General features: G+C 60.9%; 16 protein-coding genes. All 16 read right to left on the bottom strand.

The genetic code is table 11. The features are described 5' to 3' along the window. Positions 1-107: 107 nt before the first annotated feature. The gene (locus tag PAN31108_RS11530; protein ID WP_150668985.1) at positions 108-1,826 is read right to left on the bottom strand and encodes an AMP-binding protein; all 1,719 of its coding nucleotides are present in this window, start codon (positions 1,824-1,826) and stop codon (positions 108-110) included. 518 nt (positions 1,827-2,344) lie between these two features. After that, on the bottom strand, positions 2,345-2,761 hold the full coding sequence (locus tag PAN31108_RS11535) for a F0F1 ATP synthase subunit epsilon (protein WP_150668986.1): 417 nt from the start codon (positions 2,759-2,761) through the stop codon (positions 2,345-2,347). A gap of 147 nt (positions 2,762-2,908) precedes the next feature. Then, entirely contained in the window at positions 2,909-4,300 is a 1,392-nt protein-coding gene (atpD, locus tag PAN31108_RS11540; RefSeq protein WP_023598336.1) for a F0F1 ATP synthase subunit beta, read from the bottom strand. A 61-nt stretch (positions 4,301-4,361) separates the two neighbouring features. Next, positions 4,362-5,249 carry a F0F1 ATP synthase subunit gamma gene (gene atpG / locus PAN31108_RS11545; protein WP_150668987.1) on the bottom strand — a complete coding sequence of 296 codons (888 nt, stop codon included), beginning with the start codon at positions 5,247-5,249 and terminating at the stop codon, positions 4,362-4,364. An 88-nt stretch (positions 5,250-5,337) separates the two neighbouring features. Continuing rightward, the gene (gene atpA / locus PAN31108_RS11550; protein ID WP_150668988.1) at positions 5,338-6,879 is read right to left on the bottom strand and encodes a F0F1 ATP synthase subunit alpha; all 1,542 of its coding nucleotides are present in this window, start codon (positions 6,877-6,879) and stop codon (positions 5,338-5,340) included. A 50-nt stretch (positions 6,880-6,929) separates the two neighbouring features. Next, a complete protein-coding gene (locus PAN31108_RS11555; protein ID WP_150668989.1) occupies positions 6,930-7,460 on the bottom strand; it encodes a F0F1 ATP synthase subunit delta in 531 nt (176 codons plus the stop codon). Between the two features lie 2 nt (positions 7,461-7,462). Then, positions 7,463-7,933 carry a F0F1 ATP synthase subunit B gene (locus PAN31108_RS11560; RefSeq protein ID WP_150668990.1) on the bottom strand — a complete coding sequence of 157 codons (471 nt, stop codon included), beginning with the start codon at positions 7,931-7,933 and terminating at the stop codon, positions 7,463-7,465. A gap of 125 nt (positions 7,934-8,058) precedes the next feature. Next, the gene (gene atpE, locus PAN31108_RS11565; RefSeq protein ID WP_044457493.1) at positions 8,059-8,325 is read right to left on the bottom strand and encodes a F0F1 ATP synthase subunit C; all 267 of its coding nucleotides are present in this window, start codon (positions 8,323-8,325) and stop codon (positions 8,059-8,061) included. Between the two features lie 83 nt (positions 8,326-8,408). After that, positions 8,409-9,257 (bottom strand): F0F1 ATP synthase subunit A, encoded by an 849-nt coding sequence (atpB, locus tag PAN31108_RS11570; protein WP_150668991.1) that lies wholly within the window; start codon positions 9,255-9,257, stop codon positions 8,409-8,411. 70 nt (positions 9,258-9,327) lie between these two features. Then, the gene (locus PAN31108_RS11575) at positions 9,328-9,831 is read right to left on the bottom strand and encodes an ATP synthase subunit I (RefSeq protein ID WP_150668992.1); all 504 of its coding nucleotides are present in this window, start codon (positions 9,829-9,831) and stop codon (positions 9,328-9,330) included. 243 nt (positions 9,832-10,074) lie between these two features. Then, positions 10,075-11,205 carry an SLC13 family permease gene (locus PAN31108_RS11580; protein WP_174994941.1) on the bottom strand — a complete coding sequence of 377 codons (1,131 nt, stop codon included), beginning with the start codon at positions 11,203-11,205 and terminating at the stop codon, positions 10,075-10,077. Between the two features lie 99 nt (positions 11,206-11,304). Next, positions 11,305-12,204: a ParB/RepB/Spo0J family partition protein gene (locus tag PAN31108_RS11585; RefSeq protein WP_150668993.1), complete on the bottom strand. Its 900-nt coding sequence runs from the start codon at positions 12,202-12,204 to the stop codon at positions 11,305-11,307. A gap of 27 nt (positions 12,205-12,231) precedes the next feature. Continuing rightward, positions 12,232-13,002, bottom strand: coding sequence for a ParA family protein (locus PAN31108_RS11590; RefSeq protein WP_150668994.1), 771 nt, complete (start codon positions 13,000-13,002; stop codon positions 12,232-12,234). A 191-nt stretch (positions 13,003-13,193) separates the two neighbouring features. Then, complete coding sequence (locus tag PAN31108_RS11595) at positions 13,194-13,766, bottom strand: lipocalin family protein (RefSeq protein ID WP_246183897.1); 573 nt, start codon at positions 13,764-13,766, stop codon at positions 13,194-13,196. Between the two features lie 5 nt (positions 13,767-13,771). Further along, entirely contained in the window at positions 13,772-14,449 is a 678-nt protein-coding gene (gene rsmG / locus PAN31108_RS11600) for a 16S rRNA (guanine(527)-N(7))-methyltransferase RsmG (RefSeq protein ID WP_150668996.1), read from the bottom strand. A gap of 12 nt (positions 14,450-14,461) precedes the next feature. Further along, positions 14,462-16,444 (bottom strand): tRNA uridine-5-carboxymethylaminomethyl(34) synthesis enzyme MnmG, encoded by a 1,983-nt coding sequence (mnmG, locus tag PAN31108_RS11605; RefSeq protein WP_150668997.1) that lies wholly within the window; start codon positions 16,442-16,444, stop codon positions 14,462-14,464. Positions 16,445-17,241 lie beyond the last annotated feature (797 nt).

Genomic DNA, 17,241 nt, shown 5'->3' on the forward strand with positions numbered 1-17,241 from the left:
ACCTGGCCAGCCTGGCCCATCCGTCCCGTCAGGCATGGACCTATGGTTTGCGAGGGCACGGAGAATGCCAACGTCGGTCATGCACGCTCCGCGAGCGGCCCGGCGCGTCACGCCGTCTTGGCCTCCTGAAGCCCCAGCGATTCGACCATCGCCTCGCGCATGACGAATTTCTGCACCTTACCCGTCACGGTCATCGGCATCTCGTCGACGAACCGGATATAGCGCGGGATCTTGTAGTGCGCGATCTGATCTTTGCAAAATGCGCGGATATCGTCCTCCGTCGCGCTCTGTCCCGGCTTGAGCACGATCCATGCGCAGACCTCTTCGCCGTATTTCGCATCCGGCACCCCGAACACCTGCACGGCCTGCACCTTCGGGTGACGGAACAGAAACTCTTCGATCTCGCGCGGGTAAATGTTCTCGCCACCGCGAATGAGCATGTCCTTCACCCGGCCGACAATGTTGCAATAGCCGTCTTCGTCGATCGTGGCCAGATCGCCGGTGTGCATCCAGCCGTCGCGAATCGCTTCGCGCGTGCGGGGTTCGTCGTCCCAGTAGCCCAGCATCACCGAATAGCCTTTGGTGCAAAGTTCGCCCTTCTCGCCGACAGGCACGATCTCTCCTGCGGCATCGACGAGTTTGACTTCGAGATGCGGCTGCACCCGCCCGACGGTCGTCACGCGCTTTTCGAGCGGGTCGGTCGTGGTGGTCTGGAAGGAGACAGGACTCGTTTCCGTCATGCCGTATGCGATCGTCACTTCGCTCATGTGCATCTGGTCGATCACGCGTTTCATCGTTTCGATGGGGCAAGGCGAGCCGGCCATGATGCCTGTGCGCAGCGAGTCGAAGTGATAGTTGCCGAAGTCCGGATGGTCGAGCTGCGCGATGAACATCGTCGGCACGCCGTGCAGCGCCGTGCAGCGCTCCTCGGAGACGGCGGCCATCGTGGCCTTCGGGTCGAACGCCTCGCCGGGGAAGACCATCGTCGCGCCGGTCGATACGCAGGCGAGCACGGCCAGCACCATGCCGAAGCAGTGGTAGAACGGCACCGGAATGCACAGGCTGTCGTGCTCCGAGAAGCGCATCGCCATCGCGATGTAGCGACCGTTATTGACGATGTTGTGGTGCGTGAGCGTCGCCCCCTTGGGGTTGCCGGTCGTGCCGCTCGTGAACTGGATGTTGATCGGATCGAAGCAGTCGAGCCCATCGGAGATTCGATGCAGTTCGTCCAGGTCGGCGTCGGCGCCGAGCGTCACCACGTCACTGTAGTTCATCATGCCCGGCGTGCTCTGCTCCCCCATGCGAATGATGGTGCGCAGCGTCGGGAATTTCGCCGCCTGCAACTGGCCCGGCGCGCACGTCGCGAGTTCAGGTGCGAGCGTGTTCAGCATGTCGAGATAGCGCGAGGTCTTGAACGACTCGGCGGCGACGAGCGCCTTGCAGCCGACCTTGTTGAGCGCGTACTCCAGCTCGGCCATCCGGTAAGCGGGGTTGATGTTTACGAGAATCAACCCGGCGCGGGCCGTTGCGAATTGCGTGACCAGCCATTCCACGCGATTGGGCGACCAAATCCCCACGCGGTCGCCTTTCTTCAATCCGAGTGCGATCAGGCCGGCGGCAAACGTATCGACGTGTGCGATGAACTCTCGCCACGTCCAGTCCACGCCCTGCTCGCGAAACACGACTGCCTGGCGTTCGGGAAACTTCGCCACCGTCTCGGCGAGCAGCCCGAATACCGTCAACGTCGAAAGCGGCACGGTGGTGTCACCCTTCACGTACGACAGTCCATTACGAGGTACAACGCCCGCACCTTCCCGGCTTTCCATGCTTTTGTCTCCTGAAGCAATGCTGAAGTGGTGAATGCTGTCGCGTGACGGTGACGGCCCCCTTCCGATGACGCTTTGTGGCGTCGACGCGGCAGGCGGTTTCGCGTTCGTGGCCTTGAACGCCGTACGCCGTTGGCGCTAGTGGCACGTCCGGCACTGTCGATACGTTATGCGCGGAGGTTCGCCCAATACTCGCCCACGGGGATTACGTCTCGCTGACGAAGGGCTCCCCTGTCGCTGGCGCAAACGACGGATCGCTTCTCTTCATCACCATAGCGCGTCACGCTGGGTTGACGTTTACGTTAACGTAATTTGAGTCACCTTTCGAGTGGGGATGGCCCTGATGCGGGAGACGCGGGCGCGTGATGTTGGGATGCCGGGATGCAAAAAACAAAAGCCCCGGACATTCGCATGTCCGGGGCTTTTGGTGCCGCTTCGTCACGAGGCGCGTTTCGTCAACGCGCGCCGCCACGAATCGACTGACATGGCACGGCGCGTGAGCCGTACCGCGTCGAGATTTACCGCTTCGAGCGCAGCTTCGAAATTGCAGCGAGTTGTGCCATCGCTTCGGCCAGTTCGGCCTGGGCGGTTGCGTACTCGATGTTCGATTCCTTGTTCGACAGCGCTTCTTCCGCACGACGCTTGGCTTCATTGGCCTTCGCTTCGTCCAGATCCTTACCGCGGATGGCGGTGTCGGCGAGCACGGTCACCGTGTTCGGTTGCACTTCGAGAATGCCGCCTGCCACGAAGACGAACTCTTCGTTGCCTGCTTCGTCCTCGATACGCACCGCACCCGGCTTGATACGCGTGATCAGCGGCGTGTGGCCGGGCAGAATACCCAGCTCGCCGGCTTCGCCGGGCAGCGCCACAAAGCGCGCCTCACCCGAGAAGATTTCCTCTTCCGCGCTGACGACGTCTACGTGAATGGTTGCCATAATCGCTCCCGTTGAGTGTGATGAAGCGGCAGGCGCGCCAGTCCGGGCGTTACCGCCCTCGCTTCGCTACCCCGCCCCGCAACAGTCACCTGCCGGACTGCGGCGACGTCTCTCGCGAAACGCCCCCCTCGTCCGGCACTCAACCGTTTACTGCATCTTCTTGGCTTTTTCGAACGCTTCGTCGATCGTGCCAACCATGTAGAACGCCTGCTCCGGCAGGTGGTCGCACTCACCGTCGACGATCATCTTGAAGCCGCGGATCGTTTCCTTGAGCGGAACGTACTTGCCCGGCGAGCCCGTGAACACTTCCGCCACGTGGAACGGCTGCGACAGGAAACGCTGGATCTTACGCGCGCGGGCCACGGCGAGCTTGTCGTCCGGCGACAGTTCGTCCATACCCAGAATCGCGATAATGTCGCGCAGTTCCTTGTAACGCTGAAGCGTCGATTGCACGCGACGGGTCACCGTGTAGTGCTCTTCGCCAATCACGTTCGGGTCGATCTGACGCGAGGTCGAGTCGAGCGGATCGACTGCCGGGTAGATACCCAGCGAGGCGATGTCACGCGAGAGCACGACGGTGGCGTCCAAGTGGCCGAAGGTGGTAGCCGGCGACGGGTCGGTCAAGTCATCGGCAGGCACGTACACGGCTTGCACCGACGTGATCGAGCCGGTCTTGGTCGACGTAATACGCTCTTGCAGCTTACCCATTTCTTCAGCCAGCGTCGGCTGATAGCCCACGGCCGACGGCATACGGCCGAGCAGTGCCGACACTTCGGTACCGGCCAGCGTGAAACGGTAGATGTTGTCCACGAAGAACAGCACGTCGCGACCTTCGTCACGGAAGTGCTCGGCCATCGTCAGACCGGTCAGCGCAACGCGCAGACGGTTGCCCGGCGGCTCGTTCATCTGGCCGTACACCAGCGCGACCTTGTCCAGAACGTTCGAGTCCTTCATTTCGTGGTAGAAGTCGTTCCCTTCACGGGTACGCTCGCCCACACCGGCAAACACCGAATAACCGCCGTGTTCCTTGGCGATGTTATTGATGAGTTCCATCATGTTCACGGTCTTGCCCACACCGGCGCCACCGAACAGACCCACCTTGCCGCCCTTGGCGAACGGGCAGATCAGATCGATAACCTTGATGCCGGTTTCGAGCAGTTCCGTCGACGGCGACAGTTCGTCAAATGCCGGCGCCTTCTGGTGAATCGAACGGGTGTGATCCTTGGCGATCGGACCGGCCTCGTCGATCGGACGGCCCAGCACGTCCATGATGCGGCCCAGCGTCGGCTTACCGACCGGCACCGTGATCGGCAGACCCGAGTTTTGCACCGTCATACCGCGGCGCAGGCCTTCGGAGGAACCCAGACAGATGGTACGGACCACGCCGTCGCCCAGCTGTTGCTGGACTTCGAGCGTCAGTTCCGAACCTTCCATGGTGAGCGCGTCGTAGATCTTCGGCATGCTGTCGCGCGGGAACTCCACGTCGATAACGGCGCCGATGCACTGTACGATCTTGCCTTCAATCAAAGCAGTACTCATCGCTTTTCCTTTAGATACTCAAATTCATTTCGCCTTACGGCGCATCGGCCCGTGCCACCGCTTACACTGCGGCGGCGCCACCCACGATTTCGGACAGTTCCTTCGTAATCGCTGCTTGACGGCCCTTGTTGTAGACCATCTGCAATTCACCGATCACGGTCTTCGCGTTGTCCGACGCGGCCTTCATGGCCACCATGCGGGCGGACTGTTCCGACGCCATGTTCTCTGCGACTGCCTGATACACGACAGCTTCGACGTAGCGCACCAGCAGGGCATCGACGACCGTCTTCGCATCCGGTTCGTAGATGTAGTCCCACGAATGCTGTGCCGGCACCGCGCTCGCTTCTTCCGATTGGCCTTCGAGCTTCTCGGGCAGCGGCAGCAGTTGCTCGACCACGGCTTCCTGCTTCATCGTGTTGACGAAGCGGTTGTATGCCAGGTACACGGCGTCCAGCTTGCCTTCGGCGTACGCGTCGAGTTGCAGCTTCACTGCACCGATCAGCTTGTCCAGGTGCGGGGTGTCGCCCAGTTGCACAACGTGCGAAACCACCTTCGCGCCGATGCGGTTCAGGAAGCCGAAGCCTTTGCCGCCGATAGCGGTGGCCTCGATCTTCAGGCCCTGCGCTTCGATTTCCTTGAGCTTGGTCACCACGGCACGCAGCACGTTGGTGTTCAAGCCGCCGCACAGACCCTTGTCCGTCGTCACCACGATGATGCCGGCCGCTTTCGCGTCGGCATGCTTCACCATGAACGGGTGGTGGTATTCCGGATTCGCCTGGCCCATATGCGCAGCGATCTGGCGCACCTTGTCAGCGTACGGCCGGGCATGACGCATGCGTTCCTGCGCCTTGCGCATCTTCGACGCGGCCACCATTTCCATGGCCTTGGTGATCTTGCGCGTGTTTTGCACGCTCTTGATCTTGCCGCGAATTTCCTTCATTCCAGCCATTGCTTACTCCTTGTCTCGGCGCGACGTTCGCTGTTGCCTGAACATCGCGCCTTCCCGGGTCCGTTGAATAGTTACCGATTCAACCGGATTAGTAAGCGCCGGTCTTCTTGAAGTCCTTGATCGCAGCGTGCAGGGCGGCTTCGTCGTCCTTCGAGAGATCTTTGGTCTCTTCGATACGGCCGATGAGCGCGCCGTGGCTGGTCTTCAGAACTTCGCGCAGACCCTTTTCGAACGGCAGCACCTGAGCGATTTCGAGGTCGTCCAGATAACCGTTGTTGGCGGCGAACAGCGACACGGCCAGTTCCCACACTTGCAGCGGCGCGAATTGCGGCTGCTTGAGCAGTTCCGTCACGCGGCGACCGCGCTCGAGCTGCTTGCGGGTAGCTTCGTCCAGGTCCGAGGCGAACTGCGCGAACGCAGCCAGCTCACGATACTGTGCGAGGTCGGTACGGATACCGCCCGACAGCTTCTTGATGACCTTCGTCTGCGCTGCACCACCCACACGCGACACCGAGATACCGGCGTTGATTGCCGGACGGATGCCTGCGTTGAACAGGTCGGTTTCCAGGAAGATCTGGCCGTCGGTAATCGAGATCACGTTCGTCGGCACGAATGCGGTCACGTCACCGGCTTGCGTTTCAATGATCGGCAGTGCCGTCAGCGAACCGCTCTGGCCCTTGACGGCGCCGTTGGTGAACTTCTCGACATACTCTTCCGAGACGCGAGCGGCGCGCTCGAGCAGACGCGAGTGCAGATAGAACACGTCACCCGGGTAAGCTTCACGGCCCGGCGGGCGGCGCAGCAGCAGCGAGATCTGACGATAGGCCCAGGCTTGCTTGGTCAAGTCGTCGTAAATGATCAGCGCGTCTTCGCCGCGATCGCGGAAGTATTCGCCCATCGTGCAACCGGAGTACGGTGCGATGAACTGCATGGCGGCCGAATCCGAAGCGGTGGCGGTCACGATGATCGTGTATTCCATCGCGCCGTGCTCTTCGAGCTTGCGCACCACGTTCATGATCGACGAAGCCTTCTGGCCGATCGCGACGTAGACGCAGGTCACGCCCTTGCCCTTTTGCGAGATGATCGTGTCGATGGCGACAGCGGTCTTACCCGTCTGACGGTCGCCGATGATCAGCTCACGCTGGCCGCGGCCGATCGGCACCATCGCGTCGATAGCCTTCGTACCGGTTTGCAGCGGCTGCGACACCGACTTACGCCAAATCACGCCCGGCGCGATCTTTTCGATGGCGTCGGTTTCCTTCGCGTTGATCGGACCCTTGCCGTCGATCGGCTGGCCCAGCGCGTCAACGACGCGGCCTTTCAGTTCCGGGCCGACCGGCACTTCCAGAATGCGGCCCGTGCACTTGACGGTGTCGCCTTCCGAGATGTGCTCGTACTCGCCCAGAATCACGGCGCCGACGGAGTCGCGTTCGAGGTTCAGTGCCAGACCGAACGTGTTGCCCGGGAATTCCAGCATTTCGCCCTGCATCACGTCCGACAGACCGTGGATGCGGCAGATGCCGTCAGTCACCGAGATCACGGTGCCTTCGTTACGGACTTCGGCGCCGCTATCGAGACCTTGAATCCGGCTCTTGATCAGTTCGCTGATTTCAGAGGGATTGAGTTGCATATGTGCTCCTGATATTCAATTCTTGCCGTCGCAGGCGTCTCGCGCCGGCCTCAGGCCGTCAGCGACGTCCGCATAGCCGCCAGGCGGGCGCGCACCGAAGTGTCCAGCACCTCGTCGCCAACCACCACACGCACGCCGCCGATGAGCGACGGGTCTACCGTCACGCTCGGGTTGAGCTTGCAGCCGAACTTGTGCTCGAGGCCCTTGACCAGCGAGGTCAATTGCTCGCCTTCGAGCGGGAAGGCGCTTTCGATCGTGGCGTCTGCCGAGCCGGCAGCAGCGTTCTTCAACGCTTCGAACTGTTCGGCGACTTCCGGCATGGCAGCCAGACGGCCGTTCTCGACCACAGCGGCGACGAAGTTGCGCACTTCGGCGTCGGTCGATTTCACGGCGGCGGTCAGCACATCGACGACTTGCGCCGGCGAGACCTTCGGATCGTCGGCCAGATTGGCCACTTCGGGCAGCGCTGCCACTTGCGCCAGTTCGCGCACGAGCTGCGACCAGCGATTCAGATCGCCGGACTTGGCCACGCGGAACAACGCTTCGGCATACGGACGAGCGATGGTTGCGAGTTCGGCCATGATCAGAGCTCTGCCTTGAGTTGGTTCAGCAGGTCGGCGTGGGCCTTGGCGTCAACTTCACGCTTCAGGATCTGCTCGGCGCCCTTGACGGCCAGACCGGCAACTTCTTCGCGCAGCGTCTCACGGACCTTGACGGCCTGATTCTCGGCTTCGGCCTTGGCGTTGGCGATGATGCGAGCGGCTTCAGCTTGCGCCTGCGCCTTGATCTCGTCAGCCACTGCCAGCGCACGCTTCTCAGCGTCGGCGATACGCTTCGCGCCTTCGTCGCGGGCGTCCGCGAGCGCTTGCGTGGAGCGCTTGTTGGCGGCCTCGAGTTCAGCCTTGCCCTTATCGGCGGCAGCCAGACCGTCAGCGATTTTCTTCGCGCGTTCGTCGATAGCCTTGATCAGCGGCGGCCACACGAACTTCATCGTGAACCATGCCAGGATCAGAAACACGACGGTTTGCGCGAACAGAGTTGCGTTTATGTTCACGGTGTTTCCTTTCGGTGATGCGAGTCGATTGGCAAAACAGCGCGCCCCATTGTGCCTGCTGGCTTGGGCGCGCCGTTCATGTCCAGTTGGCCGCGCGGGTCAAAGCGCGACCGGCCGAAAGAAACTTAAGCGAGGCGCGACAGCAGCGGGTTCGCGAAGGCGAACAGCATGGCAACGCCCACACCGATCAGGAATGCAGCGTCGATCAGGCCGGCCAGCAGGAACATCTTCGTTTGCAGCGGGTTCATCAGCTCGGGCTGACGGGCGCACGCTTCGATGTACTTACCACCCATCAACGCGATACCCAGACAGGCGCCGATAGCACCCAGACCGATGATGATGCCGATAGCAATGGCGGTCAGACCCTGGATGTTGGCGATGAAAGCTTGCATGATTACTCCTTTTGGTTAGAGACTTGAAACTTTGAATTTGAAAAACTGGAAAAACCGAAAAACGTAACTTCCGCAACGACCGATCAGTGATGGTCGTGCGCCTGGCCGATATACACCAGCGTCAGCATCATCATGATGAACGCCTGGAGCAACACGATCAGGATGTGGAAAATCGCCCATGCGGTGCCGGCAATGACGTGACCGACAAAACCCAGCACCGACGCATCCGCGCCAAAGCTCCAGATACCGCCCAGCAGAGCGATCAGCAGGAACACCAGTTCGCCGGCGTACATATTGCCGAACAGTCGCATACCGAGCGACACGGTCTTGGCACAGAATTCGATGATGTTGAGCAGCAGGTTCGGAATCCACAGGAGGAAGTGGTTGCCGAACGGCGCGGTGAACAGCTCATGCATGAAGCCGCCTGCGCCCTTGATCTTGAAGCTGTAGAACAGCATCAGGATGAGCACACCGACGGAGATACCGAGCGTGCCGTTCAGGTCGGCCGTCGGCACGATGCGGTGATGCGTGATGATGGAACCCAGACCCACCCACTCGATCACCTTCGACGGCAGATCGACCGGCAGCAAGTCCAGCGAGTTCATGAGCGTGACCCAGACGAACACGGTCAGCGCGAGCGGTGCAATGAAGGTACGATTGCCATGCACGATGCTCTTCGATTGGTCTTCGACCATTTCCACGAGCATTTCGACCGCAGCCTGGAAACGGCCCGGAACGCCAGCCGTGGCTTTGCGCGCAGCCATCCACAGCACGAAGCAGCCCAGAACGCCCATCGCGATCGACCAGAACATCGTGTCCCAGTTGATGATCGAGAAATCGACGATGCTAGTCTGAGTCGAGCTCGCGAGGTTTTGCAGGTGGTGCGAAATGTACTCCGACGGGTTCGGAGCGTGGCCGGCTTCTACTGACATAGCGATCAAACACCCAATTATGAAAATCCGCACACGGTAGCGTGTCGACGCGTGAGCGGTATTTCCACCGCTACTTCAGTGCCATCGCAAGCCAATAGACCTTGAGCGTAAGCACGAAAGTGACCAGCAGCGCGACCCAGTGAACCCCGGGAAAAGCGAACGCCACCGCCACCAATAACGCAATCGTCGTTGCCACCTTGATCGCCTCCCCCGTCACTAAAGCGCCAACGGAGAGACGATCACCTGAAATTCTTAGCCGCAGCGCAAACAACGCGCCCGGGATCCAACCTATCGTTCCACCCAGCCATGCTGACAACGCCGCGTTTCCTGGCGATGCCGAGAGTATCCACCAGGCCAGTGCCGCAATCAGCGACAACAGCACCTGGGCTCCCACCACCCTGAATGGAGTCACACGGGATGCGCGCCCCACATCGGGACCGAACAGGCGCTCGGCCTGCGCACGCGTGAGCGGAACGATGATTTCTGGCTGCTGCTCGTCGTCCCAAACCTCTGGTGTTGCATGTGCCGGCGCTTGCGGTTTCGGTTCCAAGTTCGACCGTGTTTTATCGGTCATCTCGTTGCCTCCCCACCCGACTCGTGCAAACGAATGGGCTCTTCAAGCAGTTAAACCCGCGAGATTTTACGGGAAATTACGAAGGCCAGTCAATCTAAACGCGCAACAAATTCGCCGAAACTGCACAGTGCATGCTTCGATTTGGCGCCAACTCTCACGGAGCGCGATTTTCCTCATGGTGCAGCGCGACATGACGCGCAAACGCCGCACAATCCCCGCAACTGACCTACGTTCTGCGCGCGATCAAACCCATTTCAGAGCCACGAACCCAATTAGCAGTGCCATCAGATAAAACGGAACGGAAAGATAATGGAAGTGCCGCCAGATCTTTTCCGATTTCGCCATGCGCAATGCGATCAGGTTCGCCAGCGATCCCACCGCGAATCCGAAGCCCCCGACGGCCACGCCGTGGGCCAGCGCCGGCCAGTTCTGCGTGTACTCGGCGAGCAGGATCGCTGCCGGAACGTTACTGATGAATTGTGACAACACGGCCGCCACGCCGTAGGCCATGACCGGGCTGGAGAAATCCAGATGTCCCAGCGCCGCGCGCACGTCCGGCAAACCGGCGACGCCGCGCAGCACCACGAACATCAGCACGAAGATCGCCAGCAGCAACCAGTCGATGCCGAGCACCGCATTGCGCCGCGCAACGAGCAGCACCGCCGCGACACCCGCACATGCCCATGCGGCGAAGCCGTGGTCCGCGAGCGTGACGAAAGCGGCGAACAACGCCAGTGCGATCCACAACAACGGCCAGCGCACGTCGTGGCGCGGCCCCTGTCGCTGGAAATGCAGCGCGCGCGAATCGAACGCGAACGCGCATATTGCGAGCAACAGCGCCATGAGCGCGAGTGTGATCGGCGTCATCATGAGGACGTACGCACCGAAGCCCATGCCGCTGCTTTGCCAGAGGAAGAGGTTTTGCGGATTGCCCAGCGGCGTGAGACTGGAGCCGGCATTGACGGCCAGCGCGAGAAAGATGATCAGTCGCTCGATGCGAACCGGTGCGATGCGCGCGAGCGACTGCGCAAGCGGCACGACGGCAAAGAGCGCAACATCGTTGGTGAGCAACGTGGAGAGTGCCGCGGCGAACGTCACCATCAGCAACGCGAGCCGCCGCTCGGTACGAAACGCACGCAGCAAGCGTTGTGCGAGCCAGTCGAGAAAGCCACTCTGATCGATCGCGCGGGTGAGCATCAGCAATCCGGCGAGCGTCAGGATCGTTTGACGATCGATGCGCGCGAACAACTCGCCAACGCTCGCGGGCTTCGCGATCTGGAGGAAGACGAAACCCGCGAGCAGAATGAGCAGTACCCGATCGTCACGCACCCGCTCGTACGTCGCACGTAAAGCACGTGCAACGCGGGACACTATCGAGGTTGTGGACGTTGTCGAGGCCGTCACCTTTTCCGTGCGTGCCGCGTCTGCCGGATCGTTCGTGTCGCTCACGGAGAATGAATCAGGATACCGAAATTACTCTGCGCGAATGCGCGCGAGAATACCGTCGAGCGCATCGAGGCTGCCGAATTCGATCGTCAGTTGCCCGGCGCCTTTGCGGCCGACCTTGATCTTGACGTTGGACGCGAGCAGATCCGACAACTCTTCTTCGAGGCGCGTGACATCGCGTCCGCCCTCTTCCGCCGAACGACGACGAATGCCGTCGCCTTGCGGCTTGAGCGATGCATTCACGATGCGCTCGGTGTCGCGCACCGACAAGCGCTTGTTCACCACCTGATTCGCCAGCGTGATCTGCGTAGCGGCGTCGACGGAGAGCAATGCACGGGCATGTCCCATGTCGAGATCGCCGGCGAGCAACATCGTCTGCACGGGATGAGCGAGATTGAGCAGACGCAGCAGGTTCGACACCGCGCTGCGCGAACGTCCGAGCGACTCGGCGGCCTGTTCGTGCGTGTAGTTGAATTCGCCGAGCAGGCGCTGAATGCCCTGCGCTTCTTCCAACGGATTCAGATCTTCGCGCTGAATGTTTTCGATAAGCGCCATTGCGGCGGCGGCTTCATCGGGCACCTCGCGCACGAGCACGGGCACCTCGGTCAGTCCCGCGATGCGGGCTGCGCGAAAACGTCGCTCGCCCGCAATAATTTCGTACTTCTCACCATCGACGCGACGCACCAGAATCGGTTGCATCAGCCCTTGCGCGCGAATACTCGCGGCGAGCTCCTGCAACGCGCCTTCGTCCATACGCGTTCGCGGTTGGTACTTGCCTGCCTGAAGGCGTTCGAGCGCCATCACCGAAGGTGCGCCTTCGGCACTCGCCTGCGCCGCGCCGTTATGGTTATCGGCGTGCGCGCCCAGCAGCGCTTCGAGGCCGCGGCCCAGGCCCTTTTTTTTCAGTGCGTTGGTCTTGGTCGCCATGACAATGCGTTCCTGCGCGAATGCGCCTTACATAGTTTGAATGCGCGCGATCATTTCCGCGCCGAAGTCCAGATACGCCTTCGCACCGCGTGAAGCGGGATCGAAGACGACGCCCGGCATGCCGTAGCTCGGCGCTTCGGCGAGTCGCACATTGCGCGGAATGATCGCGTTGAAAACCTTGTCGCCGAAGTGCGACTTGAGCTGCTCGGACACTTGCTGCTGCAACGTGATGCGCGGATCGAACATGACGCGCAGCAAGCCGATCACCTTCAGGTCGCGGTTCAGATTCGCGTGCACCTGTTTGATCGTATTGACGAGATCGGACAACCCTTCGAGCGCGAAGTACTCGCACTGCATCGGAATGATCACCCCATGCGCGGCGCACAGGCCATTGAGGGTGAGCAGCGAGAGTGTCGGGGGGCAATCGATGAGGACGAAATCGTAATCGCCGTCGACCTTCTCCAGCGCCTGCTTCAGACGCGTGTCGCGATTTTCCAGCGAGACGAGCTCCACGTCGGCGCCCGCCAGTTCCCGGTTTGCCGGCAGCACGTCGTAACTTCCCGACTCGGAGTGCTGTGCGCTCGTCTTCACATCGATGCCGTCGACCAGCACTTCGTACACGCTCGTCTCGAGCGCGGCCTTATCGATACCGCTGCCCATCGTCGCGTTGCCCTGCGGATCGAGGTCGACCAACAAGACACGCTGCCCGTGCGACGCCAGTCCGGCAGCGAGGTTCACCGTGGTGGTCGTCTTGCCGACGCCGCCCTTCTGATTGGCCACGCAGAAAATTTTCGCCATGCCGATGTAGTCCTCCGATTGCTGCCGTGTTGATGCGATTGATGCAGATGATGCCGGGATGCCACCGGCGAAAAGCGAAGTGTCCGTCTGCCCGCTTCGCAAGCATCCCGCTGATTCGATTACCTGAGCAAAGCTCAGTTATTGCCCGATGCCGCGTGTCGTCCGATGCTGGAGACGCCGGCGCGGAGTGCTCAGGGCGCGGCCTTTTGCGGCGTCAACACCAGCTTGTCGGTGTCGTATCCTTGCTTGCGCAACTGGGCACGCATTTGATTCAGCGTGTCGTCGTCGATCTTCGGCGTGCGCGAAAGAATCCAGAGATACTCGCGGCTCGGTTCGCCAATGGCGGCATACTGATAGTCACCGTCGAGCACGATAACCCAGTAGTTCGCCCAAAGCCAGGGAATCCAGCGCAGCCAGTCCGGCGCGAACGTTACCTTGAAACGTGCCGTGCCGGTGCCCTGCCCGTCGGTACGCGCCACTCCGGAGGCGCTCGCCCATGCACCGTCTTCCTTGCGGCACTTGTTCGTTACCTCGATCTTGCCGTCGGATCGCGCAACGTATTCCGCCGTCACGTCCGACACACATTTTCGCTCGAAGAAATTCGGATAGCGTGCTATTTCGTACCATGTGCCGACATAGCGCGACTTATCGATGTTCGGTACGGGGCGCACGCGTGTGGTCAGCGATTCCTGACCGGATTGCGCCCACGCCACCGCTGCCACCACCGACAATCCGACCATCACTGCGCCGGTCCAACGAGTCATTCGAGTCATCCCGTTACCTTTACGCGGAGCAGATGACGCTCGGCGTCGAGAAATGGCACATCCAGCGCCAGACGTTCGACGAGTTCGCAGCCCTCGGGCAATGCTAACTCGCGCTCGGCGGCCACACCTTTCATTGCCCAAAAGCTGCCTTCGGGCGCCAGCAAGTTGCGGGCGAGCGTGACGAAATCAGACAGTTCGGCAAACGCACGCGACACGATGGCGTCGAACGGCGCAGGCACTTCCTTGCCGACGACGAGCGATTCGACGCGGCCGGTCACGACCGTAAGATTGGTGAGCCTGAATGTTGCGCGGGCCTGTGTGAGAAAAGCGGTTTTTTTATGCACGATGTCGTTGACCGTCACCTGCCAGTCCGGACGCACGATCGCAAGCACGACACCTGGCAACCCACCGCCGGAGCCGACATCGAGCACACGTGAAATCGGCTCGCGATCCAGACGCGGCAGAATCGAGAGCGAATCGAGAAGATGCTTGATGACCATCTGTTGCGGGTCACGGATCGAGGTCATCTGCAACGAAGCGTTCCACTTCGTGAGCAACCTCTGGTAGTCGAGCAGACGTGCCTGCTGTGCTGGCTCGATCGACAAGCCGAGTCGCTCGATGCCGTCGGCCAGCAGCGTAGCCAGTTCGTTGCCGCCTTGCGCGGCATGACGCGGAGCAGTCATGAGGTCTCCGCGTCAGGCAGCGTGCTTGCCGCCAGTGTCGCCGTCGGTGGCAACATTGGCATCGGCATTCGCTTGCTCCGGCGCACGACGGCGACCGAGCCCCTTTTTCAGATGGATCATCAGCAACGAAATCGCGGCAGGCGTTACCCCGGAGATCCGGGAAGCCTGACCCAGTGTTTCCGGACGCTGCGCGTTGAGTTTCTGACGCACCTCGATCGACAAGCCACGCACATCGTTGTAGTCGATCGTCGGGGGTAACACGGTGTTCTCGTTGGCTTCCTTGCGCACGATTTCATCGGCCTGACGGTCGATGTAGCCCTGGTACTTCACAGCGATCTCGATCTGTTCGCGAATCAGGCTCGCTTGCAGCGGATCGTCGGACAATGCCGCCTGCGGAGCCAGACGACCGCCCTGCACTGCCATCAGCGCGTCGTACCCGACTTCAGGACGACGCAGCAGATCGGCCAGCGAGTATTCGTGATCGATGGCCTTGCCGAGCAGCGGCACCGAATCTTCCGCCGGGAAGGTTTTCGGATTCACCCATGTCGATTTGAGACGTTCTGTTTCACGTGAAACAGCGTCGCGTTTGCGGCAAAACGCTTCCCAACGAACGTCGTCGACGACGCCGAGCTGCCGCCCCACTTCCGTCAACCGCATATCGGCATTGTCCTCACGCAGCGACAGGCGATATTCCGCCCGGCTGGTGAACATGCGATACGGTTCGGACACGCCACGGGTAATGAGATCGTCGACGAGCACGCCGAGGTAAGCCTGATCGCGGCGCGGGCACCAGGCCTCACGGCCCTGCACTTGCAGGGCCGCATTGATACCGGCGAGCAGGCCTTGGGCGGCGGCTTCTTCGTAGCCGGTCGTCCCGTTGATCTGCCCGGCAAAGAACAGCCCGGAGATGACCCGGGTTTCAAGCGAGCTGCGCAGGCCGCGCGGATCGAAGTAGTCGTATTCGATGGCGTAGCCGGGACGCAGAATATACGCGTTCTCCATGCCCTTCATCGAGCGAACGAGTTCCAGCTGCACGTCGAAAGGCAGGCTGGTGGAGATGCCGTTCGGGTAGAACTCGTTGGTGGTCAGACCTTCGGGTTCCAGGTAGATTTGGTGCGAGGTCTTGTCGGCGAAGCGATGAATCTTGTCTTCGATCGACGGGCAATAGCGTGGCCCGACGCCTTCGATGACGCCGGTGTACATCGGCGATCGGTCGAGGCCACCACGAATAATGTCGTGGGTCCGTTCGTTGGTGTGCGTGACCCAGCACGGCACTTGGCGCGGATGTTGTTCCGGGCGGCCGAGGAACGAGAAAACGGGCACGGGATCGAGATCGCCGGGCTGGGCTTCGAGCACGGAGAAATCGATGGAGCGGCCGTCGATACGCGGCGGGGTACCGGTTTTCAGTCGTCCTTGCGGCAGCTTCAATTCTTTGAGCCGAGCCGATAGCGTGATGGCGGCCGGATCACCGGCACGACCGCCAACGTAATTGTTCAGCCCAACGTGGATCTTGCCGTCGAGGAATGTTCCGGCGGTCAGCACCACAGCGCGGGCGCGGAAGCGCAGCCCGACCTGCGTGATGGCGCCGACGACGCGTTCGCCCTCGACGATAAGATCTTCAACGGCTTGTTGGAACAACCATAAATTCGGTTGATTCTCGAGTCGATGGCGAATGGCTTGCTTGTACAGCAGGCGATCGGCCTGTGCGCGGGTCGCACGAACGGCGGGGCCTTTGGAGGAATTCAGTATACGAAACTGGATACCGCCTTCATCTGTGGCGGCCGCCATGGCGCCGCCGAGTGCATCGACTTCTTTGACGAGATGGCCTTTGCCGATGCCCCCGATGGAGGGGTTGCAGCTCATCTGGCCGAGCGTCTCGATATTGTGGGTGAGCAGCAGTGTCTTACAGCCCATGCGGGCCGAGGCGAGCGCAGCCTCGGTGCCGGCATGGCCGCCACCCACCACGATCACATCAAACTCGGTCGGATAAAGCATCGCAATATTGCCGCTGGCGGCAAACTCTCTGGATTCGGTAATTGCGGAATTATAGCGGTATTGCGATGCATCATTTGTAACCGCACCGTTGTTTCACGTGGAACGTGCGTGGAAAGCGACGGTTTTGAGGACTGTTTCACGTGAAACGTCTATCGGGACGACTGACTTGATCTACGCGGTGTTGGCCTCATGCCTCACTCAAACACCACACCCGCCAACGACTCTCCCACGCTTCTTCGCTTCCGGGCAGCGAAGATCGCCGGCACCCTGACTACGTTCCAACTTAAAGTCACTCCGTCAGGGCACCAGCAATCTTCGCCAAGCGAATTTCCAAAGGACGGCCGACGACAGTTTCGGTGGGTGTTTCACGTGAAACATTTCGAGGGAACGACTGATTTGATTTACACCGGTGGCATCACGCTTCCCTCAAACACCACACCCGCCAACGACTCTCTCACTCCCCTTCGCTTCCGGGCAGCGAAGATCGCCGGCACCCTGACTACGTTCCAACTTAAAGTCACTCCGTCAGGGCACCGGCAATCTTCGCCAAGCGGATTTCCAATGGACGACCGATGGCAGTCTCGGTGGGTGTTTCACGTGAAACATTCCGAGGGAACGACTGATTTGATTTACACGGGGCTCACGCCTCCCTCAAACACCACACCCGCCAACAACTCTCTCACTCTTCTTCGCTTCCGGGCAGCGAAGATCGCCGGCACTCTGACTACGTTCCAACTTAAAGTCACTCCGTCAGGGCACCGGCAATCTTCGCCAAGCGGATTTCCAATGGACGACCG

It is taken from the genome of Pandoraea anhela (assembly GCF_902459655.1).
Classification (GTDB): domain Bacteria; phylum Pseudomonadota; class Gammaproteobacteria; order Burkholderiales; family Burkholderiaceae; genus Pandoraea; species Pandoraea anhela.

Coding starts and splice junctions, on each gene's coding strand:
- PAN31108_RS11530 (WP_150668985.1), bottom strand. CDS start 1,826: ATGGAAAGCCGGGAAGGTGCGGGCGTTGTACCTCGTAATGGACTGTCG.
- PAN31108_RS11535 (WP_150668986.1), bottom strand. CDS start 2,761: ATGGCAACCATTCACGTAGACGTCGTCAGCGCGGAAGAGGAAATCTTC.
- atpD (WP_023598336.1), bottom strand. CDS start 4,300: ATGAGTACTGCTTTGATTGAAGGCAAGATCGTACAGTGCATCGGCGCC.
- atpG (WP_150668987.1), bottom strand. CDS start 5,249: ATGGCTGGAATGAAGGAAATTCGCGGCAAGATCAAGAGCGTGCAAAAC.
- atpA (WP_150668988.1), bottom strand. CDS start 6,879: ATGCAACTCAATCCCTCTGAAATCAGCGAACTGATCAAGAGCCGGATT.
- PAN31108_RS11555 (WP_150668989.1), bottom strand. CDS start 7,460: ATGGCCGAACTCGCAACCATCGCTCGTCCGTATGCCGAAGCGTTGTTC.
- atpE (WP_044457493.1), bottom strand. CDS start 8,325: ATGCAAGCTTTCATCGCCAACATCCAGGGTCTGACCGCCATTGCTATC.
- atpB (WP_150668991.1), bottom strand. CDS start 9,257: ATGTCAGTAGAAGCCGGCCACGCTCCGAACCCGTCGGAGTACATTTCG.
- PAN31108_RS11575 (WP_150668992.1), bottom strand. CDS start 9,831: ATGACCGATAAAACACGGTCGAACTTGGAACCGAAACCGCAAGCGCCG.
- PAN31108_RS11585 (WP_150668993.1), bottom strand. CDS start 12,204: ATGGCGACCAAGACCAACGCACTGAAAAAAAAGGGCCTGGGCCGCGGC.
- PAN31108_RS11590 (WP_150668994.1), bottom strand. CDS start 13,002: ATGGCGAAAATTTTCTGCGTGGCCAATCAGAAGGGCGGCGTCGGCAAG.
- PAN31108_RS11595 (WP_246183897.1), bottom strand. CDS start 13,766: ATGACTCGTTGGACCGGCGCAGTGATGGTCGGATTGTCGGTGGTGGCA.
- rsmG (WP_150668996.1), bottom strand. CDS start 14,449: ATGACTGCTCCGCGTCATGCCGCGCAAGGCGGCAACGAACTGGCTACG.
- mnmG (WP_150668997.1), bottom strand. CDS start 16,444: ATGCTTTATCCGACCGAGTTTGATGTGATCGTGGTGGGTGGCGGCCAT.